Annotated in this window: 20 protein-coding genes; all 20 read right to left on the bottom strand. The window is 45.6% G+C overall.

Annotation, left to right across the window (positions count from 1 at the left end):
- Window positions 1-891 carry a hypothetical protein gene (locus tag KW828_RS13195; RefSeq protein ID WP_218336775.1) on the bottom strand — a complete coding sequence of 297 codons (891 nt, stop codon included), beginning with the start codon at window positions 889-891 and terminating at the stop codon, window positions 1-3.
- A complete protein-coding gene (locus KW828_RS13200) occupies window positions 892-1,992 on the bottom strand; it encodes a hypothetical protein (protein WP_218336776.1) in 1,101 nt (366 codons plus the stop codon). It lies immediately after the preceding gene.
- Window positions 1,993-2,112: 120 nt separating this feature from the next.
- Window positions 2,113-3,177, bottom strand: a complete 1,065-nt coding sequence (locus tag KW828_RS13205) for a DUF1972 domain-containing protein (protein ID WP_218336777.1) — start codon at window positions 3,175-3,177, stop codon at window positions 2,113-2,115.
- Window positions 3,174-3,722 (bottom strand): dTDP-4-dehydrorhamnose 3,5-epimerase, encoded by a 549-nt coding sequence (gene rfbC, locus KW828_RS13210; RefSeq protein ID WP_218336778.1) that lies wholly within the window; start codon window positions 3,720-3,722, stop codon window positions 3,174-3,176. Before rfbC ends, KW828_RS13205 begins: the two co-directional genes overlap by 4 nt.
- Window positions 3,719-4,600, bottom strand: a complete 882-nt coding sequence (gene rfbD / locus KW828_RS13215; protein WP_218336779.1) for a dTDP-4-dehydrorhamnose reductase — start codon at window positions 4,598-4,600, stop codon at window positions 3,719-3,721. Before rfbD ends, rfbC begins: the two co-directional genes overlap by 4 nt.
- Window positions 4,600-5,472 carry a glucose-1-phosphate thymidylyltransferase RfbA gene (rfbA, locus tag KW828_RS13220; protein ID WP_218336780.1) on the bottom strand — a complete coding sequence of 291 codons (873 nt, stop codon included), beginning with the start codon at window positions 5,470-5,472 and terminating at the stop codon, window positions 4,600-4,602. The genes rfbD and rfbA overlap by 1 nt, the downstream gene beginning before the upstream one ends.
- A gap of 1 nt (window position 5,473) precedes the next feature.
- Entirely contained in the window at window positions 5,474-6,547 is a 1,074-nt protein-coding gene (gene rfbB, locus KW828_RS13225; protein WP_256350157.1) for a dTDP-glucose 4,6-dehydratase, read from the bottom strand.
- The gene (locus KW828_RS13230; protein WP_218336781.1) at window positions 6,544-7,416 is read right to left on the bottom strand and encodes a glycosyltransferase; all 873 of its coding nucleotides are present in this window, start codon (window positions 7,414-7,416) and stop codon (window positions 6,544-6,546) included. Before KW828_RS13230 ends, rfbB begins: the two co-directional genes overlap by 4 nt.
- Window position 7,417: 1 nt before the next feature.
- Window positions 7,418-8,518 carry a DegT/DnrJ/EryC1/StrS aminotransferase family protein gene (locus KW828_RS13235; RefSeq protein WP_218336782.1) on the bottom strand — a complete coding sequence of 367 codons (1,101 nt, stop codon included), beginning with the start codon at window positions 8,516-8,518 and terminating at the stop codon, window positions 7,418-7,420.
- Between the two features lies 1 nt (window position 8,519).
- Window positions 8,520-8,978, bottom strand: a complete 459-nt coding sequence (locus tag KW828_RS13240; RefSeq protein WP_218336783.1) for an acyltransferase — start codon at window positions 8,976-8,978, stop codon at window positions 8,520-8,522.
- A complete protein-coding gene (locus KW828_RS13245; protein WP_218336784.1) occupies window positions 8,979-9,374 on the bottom strand; it encodes an FdtA/QdtA family cupin domain-containing protein in 396 nt (131 codons plus the stop codon).
- Between the two features lie 108 nt (window positions 9,375-9,482).
- Window positions 9,483-10,718 (bottom strand): O-antigen translocase, encoded by a 1,236-nt coding sequence (locus KW828_RS13250; protein ID WP_371316126.1) that lies wholly within the window; start codon window positions 10,716-10,718, stop codon window positions 9,483-9,485.
- A gap of 513 nt (window positions 10,719-11,231) precedes the next feature.
- Complete coding sequence (gene galF / locus KW828_RS13255; protein WP_218336786.1) at window positions 11,232-12,122, bottom strand: UTP--glucose-1-phosphate uridylyltransferase GalF; 891 nt, start codon at window positions 12,120-12,122, stop codon at window positions 11,232-11,234.
- Between the two features lie 172 nt (window positions 12,123-12,294).
- A complete protein-coding gene (wcaM, locus tag KW828_RS13260) occupies window positions 12,295-13,689 on the bottom strand; it encodes a colanic acid biosynthesis protein WcaM (RefSeq protein ID WP_218336787.1) in 1,395 nt (464 codons plus the stop codon).
- 11 nt (window positions 13,690-13,700) lie between these two features.
- Complete coding sequence (gene wcaL, locus KW828_RS13265; protein WP_218336788.1) at window positions 13,701-14,921, bottom strand: colanic acid biosynthesis glycosyltransferase WcaL; 1,221 nt, start codon at window positions 14,919-14,921, stop codon at window positions 13,701-13,703.
- The gene (wcaK, locus tag KW828_RS13270) at window positions 14,918-16,198 is read right to left on the bottom strand and encodes a colanic acid biosynthesis pyruvyl transferase WcaK (protein ID WP_218336789.1); all 1,281 of its coding nucleotides are present in this window, start codon (window positions 16,196-16,198) and stop codon (window positions 14,918-14,920) included. Before wcaK ends, wcaL begins: the two co-directional genes overlap by 4 nt.
- 45 nt (window positions 16,199-16,243) lie before the next feature.
- Window positions 16,244-17,722: an MOP flippase family protein gene (locus KW828_RS13275; protein WP_218336790.1), complete on the bottom strand. Its 1,479-nt coding sequence runs from the start codon at window positions 17,720-17,722 to the stop codon at window positions 16,244-16,246.
- Between the two features lie 11 nt (window positions 17,723-17,733).
- Window positions 17,734-19,128, bottom strand: coding sequence for an undecaprenyl-phosphate glucose phosphotransferase (wcaJ, locus tag KW828_RS13280; RefSeq protein WP_218336791.1), 1,395 nt, complete (start codon window positions 19,126-19,128; stop codon window positions 17,734-17,736).
- Between the two features lie 61 nt (window positions 19,129-19,189).
- A complete protein-coding gene (gene cpsG, locus KW828_RS13285) occupies window positions 19,190-20,560 on the bottom strand; it encodes a colanic acid biosynthesis phosphomannomutase CpsG (RefSeq protein ID WP_218336792.1) in 1,371 nt (456 codons plus the stop codon).
- Window positions 20,561-20,777: 217 nt separating this feature from the next.
- Entirely contained in the window at window positions 20,778-22,214 is a 1,437-nt protein-coding gene (gene cpsB / locus KW828_RS13290; protein ID WP_218336793.1) for a mannose-1-phosphate guanyltransferase, read from the bottom strand.

A 22,214-nucleotide genomic window follows, 5' to 3' on the forward strand; every position in this document is an offset into this window, starting at 1 on the left:
CTACCCTATAATATCTGAATAATAAGACTCAGCCGTATATTTTTTTAAAAGATCGGATGAAACAGGTTGATAACGTTCAGTAATGAATGAATCTGGTATCTCAAATTCATCATTCAAAATAAGTATATTATTTTCATTGTAGAATTCATACTGTTTAATAGCAGGATTGTTTGTAATCAACTTTCTATGATAAAAAGTTGCTTCTAAAGCTCGCAACGTTAAACCGGTCTGCCCTTCACTCACAATGTCGATCACATACGTTGATTCAAGTAATTTATTAACATTTTCAAGGTAAGATATTTTCCCATGATAAAATTTAATGCCGAAGTTATATTTTTTCACCAGAGTAATATCTGGAGTAATGCCTCTCTCAGATAGCTTATCAGACAAGGCCATTAATATGGATTGTCGACCTTTATTTAACCCAAGAAAATAAGCATTGTTTTTTTGTTCAACTGACTTAAGACTATAAACACAAGGCAGATATTGGCCTTTATATATAATGTTGTATAGTTTAGCATCAGAATTATCGAAGGTATACATTTCAAAACCACAAGCTTGTAACTTGTCAATTGTGGAAGAAAATTTGATGGGTAATTTATTGCGGAATACTATTATTTTTCTTTTACAGTGAATATGCGACAATATCGAATCGTAAAAAATTATATCATCACTGAATACTATTATTTCTTCCTTGCTAAGTTTGTCGGCAATACATATTTTATAAAGGTAACCAAGAACGTTTCTATTTAAAAAAAACTTAAACAAACCTAAAATTATTCTAGTAAATTTACTCATTGATTTGTTGTGGACATTATACTTAGACCTAAGCGATCTGATCGTAGCGATGTCATAGTCGCTATACCAACCCCAAAAAATGACTTTTTTCATCTATAATTCCGAGAAATGATTAATTTCATTAATTAAAGAATTAATTTTAGTATGCTTGAATACTGGATCCTCATCCATTAACAACGTAATAAGATGTTCCTTGCTTATTGTGTTTGGAATTGCCAGATATTCAGGCTTTGTTAGTGGTGTACATAAGATATAGAAAGGGAACTTTGCCAAATAAAGATCAATAAAAACACCACTTTCGGAAAGAACGGCAACGTCAGAATTCTTAACACCCTCCACAAGGTCATCGACAAATTTAATACGAGGGTTTATTTCATAATTTTGTTTATCATCGGGATGTTTTTTTATAATTACATCAAAATCGGTTTTATCAATAATCTCTAATGATAAATCTAATAAATATTTGTTTGTTTCACTGTTATGAGCACCATTCAATAGTACAAAAATATTTCGCTCTTTATTAATTTTATTTGGGATACATAGAGTGTTTTTGAAACAGCCAAAAAGCAGTAATCGCCTTTCGTTAACGCCATTATTTATTAGATTATCTTTTGATGATTGCCCCCAACATAGCATATAGTCAGAAACAAAATTTCGGTAAACTTCTTGATTAATTGTACCGGGAGCAGATATATAATAACCATGCTGTAACGTATAAGTTATACAATGCCTTTCTAATTTATAAAATTGAGCAATCAGGTTATCTTCTGGATGAGCGTCGCAAAAAGTTATAATCTTACCATTGGCTAATTTAGTATTTTTTATAATATGGTATAAAACATTCAACTGAGATAACTGTATTAATTCAATAATCGTACATTGTTTTAGATTCATAAGTATAAATTTAATTTTGCCTAACAAATGCTGCGGCATAAATCTATACTTAAATTTAATAACTTCAGGTTTACGTTGCTTTTGACATTCAGAGATAAAATTATTCATATATTCCGTATAGTCTTTTCTCCCTTTAAGATCACAGGTATCAAAAATTACCAGATCGCAATCTGGCGACCGTCTATGATTATAATCATATGAAAATAACAATGCATGTATCAAACGTTTCCATTTTGATGCAACATATCTTCTACATTGAAGAATTTTTTTGAAATCTAATTTAAAGAATGGTCCGGTCATAGTTTTTTCTGATGTGCTGATACAATTAGTTTATCTGATATCTCTATTCAGCCATCAAAAAAGATTAGACGGCTCCTAAAATTTAGTGCATAAAAGAAAAACGTTAAGTTATAATATCAATTAGTATAAAGCTTCATAGTTTTTCGAAATGTTTTCCCATGTATACACCTTAGCAGCAATTTCATGCATACTTGTAGCATTTGCCATAAGAGAAGAGCTATCTTGTACGCTTAATAATTTGATAAGTTCATCACTGGATTTGAAATAGAAGGCCTTATTATCAGTACTGAACCGGTTGAAGTTACAATCAAATGCAAATATTGGATGTTTAAAATGCATCATTTCCACTAGAGAAGGATTGGTGCCACCTGCTGAATGCCCATGTATATAGAAACTGCAATTTTTCCTAAGAAAATATAGTTTATCAAGATCATATATAGGGTCTAACAACTCAATGTTAGAATAAGAGGAATATTTTTCTCTTAATTGCTTTCCATAGTCGCTAGATTGCCAATTTCCTACGAAGATCAACTTATTCTCAATTTGAGAAAAAGCATTCAAAATCAATGAAATATTGTTCTCTGGTTCAATGCGACACAAACCTAGTGAATAAGGCTCGTCTACATATGGTTTCTCATTTCGCTCATCGATATTACGGATAGCATGATCACCACCATAGGCTATCGTTTTACTTTCAACTTTATACTCACTGAGAACATAATCAGTAATAGCCTGATTATCACTAATAATAATATCAGAATATTTTACTGCCATTGACTCTGAAAATTTTAAAAATTTTCTTTGCCATAAACTCCACTTCTCTCTTTTCCATTCAAGCCCATCGATATTAGTAATTATTTTTGATCTACTGAGAAATCTGAAAATAGGTAGGAATATGCAGCCTGAAACGCCAAGAATCAACACAGCATCAGGTCGTTTTAAGATGCAAACGATAAGTGAAATAATGTCATAAAAAATACTACTTACGCCGTTAGCGCTTAAAGGTAGGTAAATGAGATGCGCCCCATTATGTTTTCTTTTTTTGCTTTTGTAAGCCTTTGAGGAGCAAAACACTGTGTATTTAATATCATCCGATTTGTTCAGTGTCAGATTTTCAACTAAAGATTCAAATCCGCCATAGCAAGATGGTATTCCAACAGTTCCAATTACTGCAACACTCTTCACAAATAAAACTCCATCTCAGATAATAGTTTCCCTTTTGAATCCTTAACTGATAACTGAGGCTCACCTACTAACGGCCAATCGATATTTATGGTAGGGTCGTTCCAAATAATCGAATGTTCAGCTCGCGGGTTATAATAGTCAGTACATTTATATACAAACTCAGTATCATCCTGTGTTACATAAAAACCATGTGCAAAACCTTCAGGGATCCACAACTGTTTTTTGTTTTCAGAAGAAAGATAAACTCCAACCCATTGACCAAAAGTCGGAGAGTTTTTACGTACATCAACCGCAACATCAAATACTTCGCCAGAGATAACTCTTACTAATTTACCTTGAGTATTCTCACTTTGAAAATGGAGACCACGTAGAATCCCTTTTTTAGACTTAGAATGATTATCCTGTACGAAATGTACTTCTTGTAAGGCTACTAAATCATTGAATGATTTTTGATTCCAGGTTTCCATGAAAAAACCACGCTCGTCACCGTAGACTGATGGTTCAATCACTTTGATTTCGGATAAAGCGGTATCGATCACTTTCATAATTTATCTATAAACTCATCTAATTTATTTAACGAAGACATCCAATTGCTGGGGGAAATACCGAATTTATTATAAATTTTATCAGTATTCAAAGCCGAATTTTTTGGCCGTGCTGCTGGCGTAGGGTACTCAACACTCGTGATAGCTCTTAATTCTGGTATATGCTCAACACCATGTTTTTGAGCCTCCACAAAAATTGCTTGTGCAAATTCATACCAGCTGACAGTTGGCATGCCAGAATAATGATATGTACCAAAAAGGGTGCTATCTTTTTCTTTAAAAAGAGTTTCAGTCATGCGTACTAATGTGTCTGCAATGTCGCCTGCATAGGTTGGACCGCCGCGCTGATCATGTACAATACTTAATTGAGACTTGTTTTTAGCCAGACGCAACATTGTTTTTACAAAATTATTCCCGTCTTCTGAAAACACCCATGAAGTACGTAAAATAATATGATGCGGATTAACTATCCGAATAGCTTCTTCGCCAGCAAGTTTAGATATTCCATATACACTTAATGGATCTGTTGGATCACTTTCCAGGTAAGGTTCATCAGCTAATCCTGAAAAAACATAATCAGTAGAAATATGAATAAATGTCGCTTCGATCTCATTTGCAGCTTCGGCAAGATTTCTTGTCCCATCACGATTAATAGCATACGCATGTTCAACTTCAACTTCAGCTTTATCTACCGCTGTATAAGCAGCAGCATTAATTATAAAATCGGGCTGAAAATCAGATACAACTATTTGAACATTCTTTTTGTTCGTGATGTCAAGAGTTGCCCGGTCCAAAGCCAGCAATTCTGTACAGTGATTTAAACGTTTAACCAGAGCTTGCCCCACCTGGCCTTTACATCCAGTCACCAGGACTCGCATTATTTACTCTCCTCTGCCAGGCGGATAAGATATTGACCGTAGTCGTTTTTCTTCATGGGCTCCGCAAGAGTAATCAAATCTGAAGTAGTCAACCAACCATTGCGCCATGCTATTTCTTCAAGACATGCCACTTTTAACCCTTGCACATTCTGAATAGTTTGGACGAACGAAGATGCCTCATGGAGACTTTCGTGAGTTCCTGTATCGAGCCAAGCAAAACCTCGCCCAAGTAATTCAACATTGAGCGTTCCATCATTTAAATACATTTCATTTAATGTTGTTATTTCAAGTTCACCGCGATTTGATGGTTTAACCTTCTTCGCGAAATCAATGACTCGATTATCATAGAAATATAATCCCGTGACAGCGTAGTCAGATTTTGGTTTTATCGGCTTTTCTTCAATAGAAATAGCTTTCATATGATTATCAAATTCAACCACACCAAACCGTTCTGGGTCTTTAACCTGATAACCGAAAATGGTTGCACCTACATTTCGTGCAGCAGCTTTTTTCAGCGCTCCAGAAAAATGTTGTCCATAAAAAATATTATCACCAAGAACAAGACAGCATTGATCTGTACCAACAAATTTTTCGCCAATTATAAAGGCCTGGGCCAAACCATCTGGACTAGGTTGAACGGCATAAACAATTTTGATACCAAATTGTGAACCATCACCCAATAAGCGAATAAAGCTTTCATTATCTTCGGGAGTGGTAATGATCATAACTTCATTGATGCCAGCAAGCATCAAAGTTGAAAGCGGATAATAGATCATTGGCTTATCGTAAAGAGGAAGTAGCTGTTTAGATACCCCTCTTGTAATCGGATAAAGTCGTGTCCCAGAACCGCCTGCAAGTATTATTCCTTTCATCTTATAAACCTTTATTTTTTATACCTAAGCGTTCGCCAGCGTATGAACCATCTAAAACACGTTGCCACCAGGTAGGATTTTGCAGAAACCATTGTACCGTTTTGCGAATACCTGATTCGAATGTTTCAGTTGGTTTCCATCCTAGTTCTTGTTCAATTTTAGAAGCATCGATAGCATAACGAACATCGTGCCCCGGGCGATCCTGTACAAACGTAATCAAATCTTCATATTTTTCGATTCCCTCGGGCTTTTCAGGTCTAAGTTCTTCGAGTAACTCACAAATCATTTTGACAACACTGATATTAGCTTTTTCGTTATGGCCGCCAATGTTGTAAGTTTCCCCAATCACGCCAGTAGTTGCTACGCAATACAACGCGCGCGCATGATCTTCCACATACAGCCAATCTCTTATCTGCATCCCATTACCATATACCGGTAGTGGTTTACCTTTAAGTGCATTTAAAATAGTTAATGGGATGAGTTTTTCCGGGAAATGGTAAGGTCCATAGTTATTTGAGCAATTAGTAATAACTGTCGGCAAATTGTAAGTTCTGTTCCAGGCACGGACTAAATGATCGCTGGAAGCCTTTGATGCTGAATAAGGAGAACTAGGAGCATATGGTGTATTTTCTGTGAAAAGATCATCTTCACCTTCGAGATCACCGTAAACCTCATCAGTCGAAATATGATGAAATCTAAATTTCAATTTTTTATTGTCGTTTAAACCAGACCAATATTTTCGTGATACTTCCAGAAGTTGGTAAGTGCCAATAATATTTGTCTGAATAAAATCGCCGGGGCCATCAATAGATCTATCAACATGTGACTCAGCTGCAAGATGCATAACCAAGTCAGGTTGGAATTCATTAAAAATACGAGTTAATGCATCGCTGTCACATATATCTACTTTCTCAAAGGTGTAGTTTTCATTATTCTCAACTTCTTCTAAGGATTCCAAATTACCTGCATACGTTAACTTATCGATATTTAAAACTTGATTTTCCGTGTTCTTAATTATATGACGGACAACTGCTGAACCAATAAACCCAGCACCACCTGTGACGATAATTTTCATTTTATTGATCTCGTAATCTTTTGATATGTCGTAATTAGAAATTGCTCAGGGTATTTTACAATATTTCTTACATTAGTTTTTTCTGCTCGGGAAAACATTTTTGCATAAAGTATCTTACGTTTCCAGAAAAGGCTTAATGGATAAGATTCTAATACGAACTTATAGAATTTTTTGTAATCATTACGTAGTTGAGGATTCATTTTTCCCGGAGCAGAAATACCATCCATACCATATTTTATCCCCTTGATAGGCATAAAATATATTTCAATATGATTGGTAAGTGCTTTAACATAGAAAGGATAATCTTCTAATAGGCGATATCTTTCATCGAAATAATCTAGCCTTTCTAAAGTTGATTTCCTGTATGTGGTTGCAGCACCAGAAATGAAATTTCCATGAGTAATCAAATAATTCAACAGTTTTTTAGAGTTTTTGAACAATTGCCTTTCATGAGGCAAAGGACGACTTGCTAACTCTTTCCCATTCATGACAGGAACACGTAATGTTGTTAAAATTTCAACATTAGGATCCGAAAATTTTTCTGCTATATTCGACACGACATCATGACTGTAAAATTGATCATCTGCTGATAGCGGTATGATGATGTCACCACTGCAATGCTGAATCGCATTATTGAACGATTTAACCGTTCCTACATTAGTTTGGTTTTGTACTATTTTAAAATCAAAGGGACATTTTTCTCTTAAGATTTTATTTATCAAGTCATAATCAAAATCTTCTGTTCCATCATCGACGATTATATACTCAACACTCATCGAATTATTAATCAATTGATTAGAAACTGATTCAATTGCCGTATTTAAATAGCGCCAATTTTTATATGTTAACGTTACTATAGAAATCTTCATATTAGGCAAAGTTATTAATAGCACTAATTATTTTATTAACTTCATATTCATGTAACATAGGTCCCATCGGTATACTTAGCACACAAGAATGTAATTCTTCGCTAATTGGAAAACGCATATCATTCCAGTTCCTGTAGGCATCTTGCTTATGGGGAGGGATTGGATAGTGAATAAGAGTTTGTATTCCTAACTCAGTCAAATAGGACTGCAGCGCTATACGATCCGGAGTTTTTATTACAAAAAGATGCCAAACATGTTGTTCACGATCTTTGACGGCAGGAAGCTCAATTTTATTATTTTTAATATTATTTAAATAGCTATTTGCAATAACCCGGCGTTTCTCAGTTTCGGAATCGAGATGACGCAATTTAACTCTCAGGAATGCAGCCTGCATTTCATCAAGCCGGCTATTTACACCTTGAAACTGATTTCTATATTTTTCATGTGACCCATAATTTCTTAGGGCTGTAATGACGTCAAAAAGCTCTTTATCATTAGTTACGATAGCTCCAGCATCGCCAAGTGCACCAAGATTTTTCCCCGGATAAAAACTGAAAGCTCCCGCATCGCCCCATACACCAGCTTTTTTACCTTCAATTGATGCACCATGCGACTGAGCACAATCTTCCAACACTAATAAATTATGCTCTCGAGCAAGAGACATAATATTATCCATTTCGGAAATTTGGCCGTAGAGATGTACAGGTAAAAGCACGCGTGTTTTTGAAGTGAGTTTTTCTCTAATATTATCAGCTGTAATATTAAATGTTTGAGGGTCTGGTTCCACTAATACAGGCGTTAATTTATTTTCAGTAATAGAAAGGATTGAAGCAATATAAGTGTTTGAAGGGACGATAACTTCATCCCCTTCTTTGATTCTGCCAAGCTCTTTCCATGCACGTAGTGTCAGAGTCAGAGCATCAAGTCCATTCGCCACACCAATGCAATAATCCGCATCACAATATGTTGCAAATTCAGCTTCAAAAGACTTAAGCTCATCGCCCATGATATACCAGCCGGAATCAATTACTCTGCTAGCTGCCTCTTTTAATTCATTCGCATATTGACCATTGACAGCTTTTAAATCCAGGAAAGGTATCATTCTATTCACCCATATAACGTATAATTTTTGCAGGGTTGCCCACTACAACTGCATAATCTGGAACATTTCTGGTCACCACAGCCCCTGCACCAACCATGGCTTTTTTACCTATAATCAATCCTGGAAGAATTGTTGCATTGGCTCCAATCGAGGCACCATCTTTAATTATTGTTTTTGCAAAAGCTTCAGGATATTGCTTAGATCTGGGAAATTTATCGTTAGAAAATGCAACACACGGACCAATAAAGACATCATTGCAGATAGTAATTCCATCCCATAAATAAACCCCTGATTTAATCGTAACGTTATTACCTATACATACATCATTTTCAATCATCGTATGGGCACATATATTGCAGTTAGCGCCTATTTTGGCACCTTCTAATATTACAGAAAACTGCCATACTCGCGTATTTTCGCCTATGGATTTAGATTGAACATCACTAAGCGCATGTATCATTTAGATCCCCTTTAAGAAATCGTCATAATTACGGATGTAGTCTTCTTCATCATAAAACTTACTGGCTATGACTAATAGAACGCAATCTTCGGAGAAATTATGCATTTCTCGCCATTTGTTATTATCTATATATAAACCTTTTGTCGGGTTATTTAGCAAAACCGACTCTCTATTAATTCCATCATCAATTATAAATTCGCAATGTCCACTTACGCAAATTGCAACTTGCTGTAAATCTCTATGCGCATGATATCCTCGGGATACATTTTCCTTGGTCCCAAAAATATAATATATACGTTTTATTTCGAAGGGAATGTTTTTGTTATTTTCAATAGCTACCAGGCTACCACGTTCATCGCCGAGGATATTAAAATCTATAAACTTGATCAATGACATAATCTGTCACCTCCAACAAGTGCTAAATGTATTCACTCTTTTGACCTCGGATAATCGAGAAAACTCGTGATTAAAATTACACCTATGTTTAAGTAAGTCATGTTTTAACTAGATAACTTTCTTCCACACAACTAATAAAACAACCCAAAAATATATAAAATAGTTTATTGCAAATGCATAGCTAAGTCCTTTGAAGCCAAAAAAAGACACAGCTGAAATTGAAAGAATGCAGAAACTTACAGCAAATAACACTTCTGTTATAATAAAAGATTTTGTCATTGCTTTTGCTAACATTATATATGCAATAAGCCATGATATTATTTTAATAACATCGCCTATCATTTGCCATTTAAACAAACTCAGCATTGGGCTAAAGTTTGCTGAGAATAAGATGAGCATTATATGCTCTCGCAACAGATAAATAACAAAAGCCATCAATGATACAATGGGAATTATTATCTTATATCCATTCAATAACTCAGATCTCAGTTCTTTTTTGTTATTTATTTCAGATAATCGTGGAAGGTAGTAGATCGACAATGCTGTTGTAATGACCAATAGATAGGTTGTGGAAATATAGGTCATCGCCTGCCAATATCCGGCATAATCCCATGAATAAACTTTTGCGACATAATCACGTATAACTATCTGGGATACCGGTAAACAAAATGCAGAAATCAAGGACATTAAAGAAAACTGGAGTAATTTTTTTGCTTGCTCATTTTCCCATTTTTTTCGAAAGCGAGCGAACGTTATAAGTGGATGCTTTCTAAGATACCAAAGCACTATCAAGAATATAACCGATTGATTAGTTACTAGCGCAAACAAGGCACCGTTAAGCCCAAAAAAATAGATAAGCAATGTTGTGAAAAGTAAGCTATATATGCTTTGGGTAATATTAATAGTGATAAATTTTCTTATTTCCTTTAGCCCGTTAATTACTGATAGCAATAACTGATTTAAAGAAAATAGAATTACAGTGCACCCTAATACTCGAAAAACATAGTTATAATTGGCATTGCCAAATATAAACTTTGACCATATAGTAGAACCTACTATAAGGAATAATGAGACTATGCACGAAAATAGTAGAGTAATACGTAAAGAGGTACTCCACAACTCAGTCCTTTTGCCATCATTATCAAAATATTCTGCGGTATATTTTGTGATACCAGAATTTATTCCGCCTTGTGCAATAGTACTCGTCACCATATAAAAATTTTGGAACTGTCCGATCATCGCAAGTCCACCTGGACCAATTAGAATCGCGATGGCTTTATTGATTACAAGTCCCGCTAACATTTTCACAGCTGTTGCAATGAAGCTAAGAATTGATGTCTTCACTAAATTCAATGTTGATTCCTTGGGTTCTACTAATCAAAGGCGAGATAAATATTACTTTCACAACCAATTGCCCGTGAACAAGGTTGATTTGACCCGGTATTTTCTTTCGTTTGGTCACATATTATTTGCTGAGCGAAGACTTATTGCAGGACGTTGCCCATTTCGACATTTAACAGTGCACTTTTTAATCGTAATTTGCAGAAGGCACGCTACCGCCCCTGGCTCTACAGCTACCAGTGGACTGGGTGGGGTCAGGTTGTCAGGCAATTGCGTAAAGTAACCGACTCACATCTGGTTACAACCGCTAATTGTCATCCTAATTTCACATTGAAACAAGGAAAATTCTTATAGAACACGGGCCTTCGCGTGTTTTTCAAGCCTTTGATCTACAAGAACTTGTAGTTGAAAAATAAAAAAGCAGCAGATAATCATCAGTGGCATAAATGTACCCCTGAAATCATCTACTGCTCTGTATTCACCTAGCTGTAAACCGTCTGGAACATCTTCCAACCGCTAACGTAATAGCTTAGCAATGCTTTCGCGGAATTTCTGCCCTTCTTTCAGATTACGCAGACCATAGCTGACAAATGCCTGCATATAGCCCATTTTTTTACCGCAATCGAAGCTGTCGCCAGTCATCAGCATAGCGTCAACGGACTGTTTCTCTGCCAGTTTGGCGATGGCGTCGGTCAGCTGGATACGTCCCCAGGCGCCCGGTTCGGTTTTTTCCAGTTCCTGCCAGATGTCAGCCGACAACACATATCGGCCAACGGCCATCAGATCGGTATCCAGCGTCTGCGGTTCGTCTGGTTTCTCAACGAAATTAATAATGCGGCTAACTTTGCCTTCGCTGTCCAGCGGCTCTTTGGTCTGGATGACGCCGTATTCAGACAGATCGCCCTTCATGCGTTTCGCCAGCACCTGGCTGCGACCCGTTTCATTGAAGCGCGCCACCATAGCGGCAAGGTTGTAACGCAGCGGATCGGCGCTGCTGTTATCCAGAATAATATCCGGCAACACCACCACAAACGGATTGTCGCCAACAATAGGACGCGCGCAAAGGATGGAGTGGCCCAGACCCAGCGGCTGTGCCTGACGCACGTTCATGATGGTCACGCCCGGCGGGCAAATAGACTGTACTTCCGCCAGCAGCTGACGTTTCACACGCTGTTCAAGCAGCGCTTCCAGTTCATACGACGTGTCGAAGTGGTTCTCAACCGCGTTTTTTGAAGAGTGGGTAACCAGAACGATTTCTTTGATCCCTGCAGCAACAACCTCGTCAACGATGTACTGAATCATTGGTTTGTCGACGATCGGCAGCATTTCTTTTGGAATGGCCTTGGTGGCAGGCAACATGTGCATCCCAAGTCCGGCTACCGGAATAACTGCTTTCAAATTAATCATTATTAATTCCACCTATAAATGGTTGATGAATTATAGCTATTTAGCCTGCTTTAGCCAGCAGGTTTTCACCCTCTGGTCGAGGCAAAACATGTTACGCCGGTCGAGATAGGTTTGCAGTAGATGTAATCCTAAGCTGCCCCCTGGTGCACCAGGAATGTTCGCAAACATGAGGTTACGTACGTTTATCAGGCAGACGGAAGTTCAGTTTATCGGTATTCACCACATGCTGGTCCACCCGGTCGATGTCTACCGAGCTTTGGCCTTTTTCATTAACTGCGTGAATATTAGCCAGCGACAGCAGCGTATCCTGTTTTGCCATAAAGCGACCCCGCACGTCTTTACGCAGATCAAACTGGATTTGCAGCGCCGGGCCGGTGGCGGCCTCCTGCATAACATTGATATTGCGCATGAACAGGTGCTGAGGTTTGTTATGTAACTCCAGGGAGGCGCGCTTCATGTCGAGATTGGTGATCGCCACAAACGACGTGGCATTGCCGGAGGAGATCTGGATCCCCCGCAGTTTCAGCCGACTGTTGCTGTTATCCAGTCGCACATCGTTCAGCTTAAAGTTCTGCGGAATGGAGAGGTAATTGCCTTTGATCACCCCGTAACCAATCAGCATACCGGCGCTGTTGGTCATGCTGACGTCATCAATCACAAAGTTATCGCAGCCGTAAATCGCCACGGTGGCGTTATCGATACCGGCTTTTTTGCTGTACTCCGGGGTGATATTAGTGGCTTTAATATTACGGATCACGAAGTGCTTGCCGTTCTCAACATGCACCAGCTGGCGGCAATGGCTGCCAGTAATATTCGCCACGACAAAGTTTTTCACCGACTGATGCTCAGGATAATCATTGTCATAGGTACTGCCCGCCAGACCAATACCTATGCCCCAGTTTATCTTACCGTTGGTACAGTCAATATGGTCGATGACGTGATCGGAAATCAGGATATTGCTGTCGTTGATCGCCACGTTCCACTCGATGGCGTCGCCCTGCAAATAGCTAAAGCGGCTGTTGGTGATACGCGCACCGTCGATGCGATTATGGAAGCCCTGGCGCAGGATCGCGTAGTTGGCTTTGGTGACCGTAATATCATCGATGGTCAGATTACGCATCACCCGTTTGTTCTTTCCGCCGATGTAAATCTGAGTGACCGGCCCGTAGCCGCTCATCGCCAGCCCTTTGATCACGCAGTCAGAACCCCGAACATCAAGCGTGATGTTATACAGGCTACCGCCCTGCTCGCCGATCACCTGGCTGCCATCCTGCAACACAAAACGTCCGCGTCCGTTACCCTTCAGGGCGCCACGCACCAGCAGGGTTTTCCCTTCCGGGATGAAAATACCGGTATTGATATTTTCACAGATGAGATCGGCGGGGACTTCCACCGTCTCACCGGCGGCAAACGCCTGTTTAAAGGCGGCGATCCAGTCGTTTTTCTGATAGTCACGTACATCAACCCTGGCCTTGCCTCCCTGCGCAAAAGCAGGGACTGACAACAGCGGCAGAGAGGCAAGTGCGGAACCAGCCTTGATAAAGTGTCGACGGGAGAATGCTTTCATAAAACCTCAGTTCAGAGCGTCTGGAGCAGCGTCGCCAGACGCTGATTGATTTTCTGCTGATTAAAGTCCGTTTCGACTTTTTCGCGTGCGCGGGTCACCACCGGCGCCAGCTGCTGGCCCTGCATGTTGCTAAAGGCGGCCAGTTTGTCGGCCAGCGCCTGGGGATCGTTTTCCGGTACCAGCCAGCCGGACCGGTCCGCATCGATCAGCTCCGGGATCCCACTGTGTACGGTGGAGACCACCGGAATGCCCACCGCCATCGCTTCCATGAGCGCCACCGGAATGCCCTCCATGTCACCATCCGCACCGGTCACGGACGGTAGCAGGAAGACGTCGGCCTCATCGAGCATCGCCTTCACTTCATGGCTGGGCTTAAAGCCCGGCATCTCGATCACGTCCTCAAGCTGGAACTGTTCGATCAGGGTGCGCAGGCGGCGCTCCCAGGGGCCAATACCCAAAATGCGGTAATGGAAATTGACGCCGCGCGCTTTCAGCAGGCGACAGGCTTCGATGGCCACGTGCAGCCCTTTTTTCTCCGTGAGCCTGGCGACAGAGATAATCTGTAACGGGCTACCCGGCGCTTTGACCTCACGCAGAGTAAAGCGGGACATATCCACGCCCATGCGAGAAACGGCGATTTTCTCCGGTGGGCAGCCCATATTTTTCAGGCGACCGGCCCACAGATCGCTTATCGGCAGCATCAGATCGCCGCGGCGAAATAACTGTTGATACTCCGGCGTATAGTGCGCCAGCACATCACGATGCGAGACATCAATACCGTGGAAGACGGTGGCAATTTTGCCGCGAATAACGCCCAGCTCGCGTAATTTCGCCGCGGTCACCCCGGCCGGACCAAAGTGGGCGATAAACACATCGGCACTAAAAGTGCGCGGTGCCAGGCCACAAATGGCGGCGAGGATCAGATTGCGGGCTTCATCGCCATAGCGGCGCATATTGAGCGCTTTCCAGGTAGACACCCGCCCGGCACCGCGCAGAATAGCCTGGGCACGGTAGCGCAGTTTTGCCGCTTTCCCCTGCGGCTCATCCAGCAGCCAGTGGGTTTTTTCGGCCAGCTTGTAGTCGGTATAGGCCGCATGGGTATTGCTGAGATCGCCCTTATGCAGGGCGATAATTTCCACGTCAAATCCCATATCGATAAACGCGGTGATCTGGTTTAACACGAACGTCTCGGACGACAGCGGAAACTTCAGCAGGAAGAAACTGACCTTCATTGCTTACCCCGCACTCTGTCCATCACCGATTTCACCATCTGCAAGCCGTTATGGCGTTCAGCGGCCACCGCGGTTGCCAGCTGTTGATTGATCGCCGGCAACTGGCCGAGGGTATCCGCCACCATCGAGGCGAGTGAACCGTCGAGCAGATGACGAATATCAATGGCCATTTCCGGCATCCCCAACTGCTGCATAATGCCTGCGGATTTGTGCTCATAGTTAATGGCGATAGCCGGGGTGCCGAAGTTCATGGAGATGATCGCCGAGTGCAGACGGGTGCCGACGGTCAGATCACAGGCGGCAAAAATCTTGCCCATTTCCAGATCGTTAAGCTCATCCATCACCACGTGATAGCGCGACGGATCGCTGACGTGCTGACGTAAATTCAGCGCCACCATGCGGTCATCTTTGTTGTAACTGTCGATGCCGGTACAGGTGGAGAGCGCCAGCACCTGCCAGCCCGCATCCAGAATACGGTTAACCACCTCGGCGAAGGCCTTTTCGTAGGCCTGCTGCGTCGTGCCGAGGCGCTTATCAAACGGGGCCAGCTCGCGCAGGGTAATGGCAACGGTTTTCTGTGAGGCCGCCACGTCCAGCCAGTGCTGCACCGCATAGCTGGCGGTAAAATCGGTATCGTGATGATCTACCAGCCAGGCGGTGTCCACCCCCTGCTCCACTTTATCGGTATTGATCTGGCTCTTTTGCATCAGCTCCAGACTCACGCGTTCACGCAGGATCAGCGCATCGCAATGCCCGAACACATAGTTCGCCAGCTGGTTAAACTGCGGGTCCTGGAACGGGCCGACGCTGTGGCCGATCATATACAGCGGTTTTTTCGCCATAAAGGTACAGAGGGCGTGTTCGAACTGCGGCACACCGTAGAGATCGACAAAGAAAGATCCCCCAACCTGAATAATGGCGTCATAGCCGGACAGCAGACGCACAAAATCGGTAAAGCCCTGGGCGATGGCAATGTTGCGCAGCTTGCCGCTGTCGGTCACGCGGGATAACAGCACCTGGTGCTGATAACGACGACGCAGGACTTTCTTCACCCGCCCCACCAGACCGGCGGCGGTATTGTGCTGTTTCATCTGGCTGTAGAGCGGGTCGCCCATCACCGGACGATTTAATAACCAGGAGGAGCTCACCGGATAGCGGCTCATGACATCCACTTCAGCGTCAGGCTCAAGCACAGTAATGGCATCCAGTAAGCCGCGTAAAATCGCGCTGTCACCACGGTTCCCACAGGTATGGTTACCTAAAATAAGTATTTTCATTACAGTTTCACCTGAATTATTGATGTCGTAAATTTGTGAATAAAATCAACCTGCGCGCAGCAGCATTCTTAATTTTTCATTGCGGCAAAACTGACGTTTCAGCTCCACCACCAGCGCATTACGCGACAGCACAATCATCACCGCGAACGCCAGCGCGCCTGCCAGGATCTGCACTGCCAGCAGCGTGGCGAGAGACAAATGCCCGTCCAGTGCCAGCCCCAGACCGTAGCTCACCACAAGCGTCGGCAGCGACAGGTAGAACGGCAGCCACAGGCTCAACATGTACTGGCGATAGCTGGAGCCAAGCACCGGCTTAATCATCACGAAGTAGCTCAGGATGGTGTTGATGATCTGCACCAGCAGGAAGCCCAGCGTCACGCCCAGCGCGCCGCCCAGATGCCCGCCCGCAATGATCGCCGGTACGAATAAGCAGGTTTTAAAGACGTTGAATTTAAAACTGATGTCCACGCGGGCTTTCGCCATCAGCAGCGATCCAATCGGGTTGCCCACCGCACGCAGCAGGCCGACGATACACAGCAGTTGCAGGATCGGGATGATGCTGTTCCACTTCTCGCCAAATACCAGCGGCACCACGTTATCGGACACCACCATCAGGCCGAGCAGGATCGGGAAGTTGATGATCCCCACCACCGACAGCAGCTTGTAGAAGTTCAAGCGCAGTTTTTCCGTATCGTCCTGAATTTTGGCGAACGCCGGAAACAGCACGCGCGTAATAATCGGGTTGAGTTTCATCGGCGGCACCACCGCGACGTTATACGCCAGGTTGTAACCGCCCGCGACGCTGGCCCCGAGTATTCGCGCCAGCACCAGCGTAGAGAGGTTGGTATTGACGTAGTTGATCACGCTGTCTGCCGTGAGCCACGCGCCAAAGCGCAGGTTCGAGCCAACGGACGCCAGCGAAAAACGCAGCCCCGGACGGTAAATTTTCCGGCCAAAGAAGCCGAACAGCAGCGTGCGCACTGCGGTATTCACCAGATAACCGAGGATCGCGGTCATGGCCAGCGGCCAGTACCAGGCGCTGATCACGGTAAACGTGAAGCCCGCCATCACCGACAGGGTTTCAATCATGCCGATCTTGCTGAACTCCAGCTCTTTCTGCATCAGGGCGCGGAACTGCTGACCGTGGGGGATCAGCACAAAGGCGACCGATAACGTTTTGATCAGCGGCGACAGATCCGGGTTATTGAGCACCCCGGCAATCACATCGCTTAACAAAAACATCGCCGCGCAGACCACCAGCCCCAGCCCGACGTTCAACCAGTAGAGCGTGGTCAGCTCCAGATAGCCGATCTCTTTACGCTGAATAATGGAGTTGGCGATACCAAAATCCGACAGCGTATCCGCCAGGGCGATGATCACCAGCGATACGGTCAGCAGGCCGAACTGGTGGTTGTCGATAATGCGCGCCAGCCACGTCATCTGCACCAGCCCAAGGCTGATGATGATCAAGGTGGCCATGGCTGACCACTTTGCGCCGCTGATGGTTTTTTCTCTCAGGCTCATGATGTGCTCGCTTAATACGCCGCTTTGTTCACAAAGCCTTTAAAGATGGTGAGAAACACAATCTTAATATCGAACCAGAGGCTCCACTCGCGGATGTACTCCAGATCGAACTCGATGCGTTTTTCCATTTTTTCCAGCGTGTCCGTCTCGCCGCGCCAGCCGTTGATTTGCGCCCAGCCGGTGATGCCCGGTTTCACTTTATGGCGCAGCATGTAGCCCTGGATCAGGGTGCGATACTGCTCGTTGTGCGCCACCGCATGAGGACGCGGCCCGACAATCGACATACCGCCGGTCAGCACGTTAATAAACTGCGGCAGTTCGTCGAGAGAAGTACGGCGCAGGAAGTTACCCACTTTTGTGACGCGCGGATCGTTCTGCGTCGCCTGGGTCACCACGTCGGCGTTCTCCATCACCTTCATTGAGCGGAACTTCCACACTTTGATCGGCTTACCGTCCATGCCATAGCGGGTCTGGCGGAAAATAATCGGCCCAGGCGAGCTCATTTTTACCGCCACGGCGATGCACAGCAGCACCGGGGAGATGAGCAGCAGGATCAGCGAGGAAAGCACAATATCTTCCAGACGCTTTAGCACACGGTTCATGCCGGAGAGCGGCGTGTCATACAGCGGCACCACCGGCACGCCGTTCATCTCTTCGATGCGCGAATGCAGGATATTGAAGGTAAACACATCAGGAATGAGGATCACCGAGCAGGTGGTATCCGCCAGTTCGCGCACCAGGCGCTTAATGCCGGACTCCTCGCTCATCGGCATGGCGATGTAGACGTTATGGATTTTGGCGGCTTTCGCATCTTCCAGCAGCTGGTCGTAATTACCGGCCCAGTCGGCGGTCACGCCGCCCGGTTTGGCATCGTGATACACACCCACCACTTCAAAGCCGAGCCACGGCTCATGGCGGAAACTGTCCAGCAGCACCTGGCCGACCGGCAGATCCCCTGCCACCGCCACGCGGCGCGTGTTATAGCCGTGATTGCGCAGCCAGCCCGCGAAAAAGCGGATCAGCGTGCGGCACACTACCAGCCCGACACTGCTCAGCAGATACCAGGCAAGGAAAACGGTAAACGGATTATCGAAATCGGCGTTAAACGCCATCAGCCCGGCGCTGAAAACCAGGCTCAGCGTCCAGTTTTGCAGCAGCAGCGCCAGCTCAGTCGAGATCTTCACGCCTCGCCAGGAACGGTAGAAATCGGTCATCCCGCCGATCATCTGGAACACCACCAGCGTGATCAGGGCCATCAGCAGATGCAGGTAGAAAAAGGGTAACGCGTGTAGCTTGCAGACGATCCATAGCCCACCGAACATGATGGTGATGTCTGAAAAACGCTGCACCATAGAGATTAACGATGCATTCGTTTTAGCTCGCTCGCGCTTTTTTAGATTTATCATCGTTGTTCCTGTTCTTAAGTCCCCTCGCCCCTTCCCGCGGGCGAGGAGAAACCAAGCTCGACTACTGGTTCAACAGCGCCAGAATTTCCTTTGTTCGTGCCTCCATCAGCGCCACGTCACCCCGCGATTCCACGTTGAGGCGCACAACCGGCTCGGTATTAGAGGAGCGCAGGTTAAAGCGCCATTCCGCAAACGCCATGCTGATGCCGTCGGTATGGTCGATTTCCAGCGCGCTGGCGGCATAATGCTGCTCCACGCGGGCGATGGCGGTGGCCGGATCCGCAAGCTTGCTGTTGATTTCGCCGCTCGCCGGGAACGCCGCCATACGATCGCGTACCAGCTCGGCCAGCGACTGGCCTTTCACGCAGAGCAGTTCCGCCACCAGCAGCCACGGGATCATGCCGCTGTCGCAGTAGGCAAAATCGCGGAAATAGTGATGAGCGCTCATTTCGCCGCCGTAGATGGCATCTTCTTCGCGCATACGCTCTTTAATGAACGCATGACCGGTTTTTGACATCACCGGTTGACCGCCTGCCGCTTTCACCACATCGACGGTGTTCCAGGACAGACGCGGATCGTGAATGATCTTCGCGCCAGGGTGTTTTTCGAGGAAGGCTTCCGCCAGCAGGCCAACAATGTAATAGCCTTCGATGAACTGGCCATCGCCGTCGAACAGGAAGCAGCGGTCAAAATCACCGTCGAAGGCGATCCCCATGTCGGCCTTGTGCTCGATCACCGCATTGCGGGTATCATCGCGGCACTCCGGCAGCAGCGGGTTAGGAATACCGTTCGGGAAGTTGCCGTCCGGGTTGTTGTGCACCTTGATAAAGGTCACCGGCAGGTTCAGCGCCTTAAAGCGCGCTTCGATGGCGTCCACCACCGGACCGGCCGCGCCGTTACCGGAGTTAATCACCAACTTCAGCGGCGTAATGTTAGTGGTGTCGATATAACCCAGCAGGTGATCGATATAGGCATCGCGCAGTTCAATCTGCTTGTAGCTGCCGCGTTTTTCCGGGTTCACCGGCGGAAAATCATTGGCTTCCGCCAGACGCTGCACGTCGCGCAGGCCGGTATCGCCGCTGATGGGACGCGCGCCTTTGCGCACCAGCTTCATGCCGTTGTAGTCCATCGGGTTATGGCTGGCGGTCACTTCGATACCACCGTCCACGCCGAGGTGGAAGGTGGCAAAATAGATCTCTTCGGTGCCAGACAGACCGATGTCCAGCACATCAACGCCTGCGTCCTGTAATCCCTTTGCCAGCGCCAGCTTCAACGCTTCACTGGTCAGACGCACATCACCGCCGAGCACAATAGTCTGCGGCTTCAGGTATTCGCCGTAAGCGCGGCCAATGCGCCAGGCGATGTCTTCGTTCAGCTCTTCTCCGAGCTTGCCGCGAATATCGTAGGCTTTGAAACAGGTTAATTTTTCCATGATTACCTCGTTTTCAGGCGACACACAGCCTGGGCCCGTTGGGGCAAATTTATTAGTTGTTCTTGCCCGGTGGCGCTTTGCTAACCGGGCCTGGGTGCTGATCTGAACTTCTCTTGCCCGGTGGCGCTTCGCTTACCGGGCCTACAGTCATTCACCTGACCGACATTCATTCACCTGTAGGCCCGGCAAGCCTGCGCCGCCGGGCGCTGTTCAGCCACTACACCCGACCGTAACGATCCTCAAACCGCACAATGTCATCTTCTTCCAGATACGACCCGGAACGGACTTCAATCAAATCCAGCGGGATCTTGCCGGGGTTTTCGAGGCAGTGCGTGGCACCGAGCGGGATATAAATCGACTCGTTTTCACCCAGTAACTTGATGTCATCGTTAATGGTCACTTTGGCGGTGCCCGCCACCACGATCCAATGCTCGGCGCGATGATGATGCATTTGCAGCGACAGCCCTTCGCCTGGCTTCACGGTGATGCGTTTCACCTGATAGCGTTCGCCGGAATCAATCGAATCGTATTTGCCCCACGGACGGTACACTTCACGATGAATGTGATGCTCGTGGCGGCCTTCGGCTTTGATTTGCTCGACCACTTTTTTCACGTCCTGTACCGCATTACGATCGGCGATCAGCACCGCGTCTTTGGTCTGAACCACCACCAGATCTTTCACGCCCACGGTGGTCACCAGACCAGACTCGGCATACACGTAGCTGTTTTCGGTTTTATGGCTGATGACATCGCCATGATGCACGTTGCCTTCCGGCGTATGGGCGCTGATTTCCCACAGCGACGACCAGGAACCGACATCGCTCCAGCCGGCGTCCATCGGCACCACCACCGCATCGGCGGTTTTTTCCATCACCGCGTAATCGACAGACTCTTCCGGGCAGGCGAGAAACGCCTCTTCATCCACACGGATAAAATCGAGATCCGGATCGACGCCATCCATCGCTTTACTACAGGCCTGCAAAATATCCGGACGGAATTTTTTCAGCTCCTCCAGGAAACGACCGGCGCGGAACAGGAACATCCCGCTGTTCCAGTAATACTCGCCGCTGGCGACATAAGCCTGGGCGGTATCGAGATCGGGTTTTTCAACGAACTGCGCCACTTCAAAGGCAACCGCATCGGCCTGGCCCTGGCTGACCGCACCACGGCGGATGTAGCCATACCCGGTTTCTGGCAGATCCGGCACGATGCCGAAGGTCACCAGTTTGCCGCTCTCGGCGTAGGGCATCGCTGCACGCACCGCATCGCGGAAGGCTTCTTCGTTCTGGATCACATGATCCGCCGCCAGCACCAGCATCAGCGGATCGCTGTCCGGGCTGTTACGCTGTGCCGCCAGCGCGGCAAGGGCGATGGCCGGGGCGGTGTTACGCCCGGCAGGTTCAAGAATGATGTTCTCCGTCAGCTTGTTCAGCTGGCGCAGCTGTTCAGCCACGATAAAGCGGTGCTGCTCGTTGCAGATCACCACCGGGCTTTCACACTTCACGCCGTTCAGACGATTTACCGTCGTCTGCAGCATGGTCAGATCGCCTTTCAGGCACAGAAACTGTTTTGGATAGAGTACGCGGGACAGCGGCCACAGGCGGCTGCCGGAGCCACCGGCCATTACTACCGGATAGAGCGTGGGTTGACTCAT

The sequence above is a fragment of the Enterobacter sp. ENT03 genome, from assembly GCF_019218745.1.
Taxonomy (GTDB): domain Bacteria; phylum Pseudomonadota; class Gammaproteobacteria; order Enterobacterales; family Enterobacteriaceae; genus Enterobacter_D.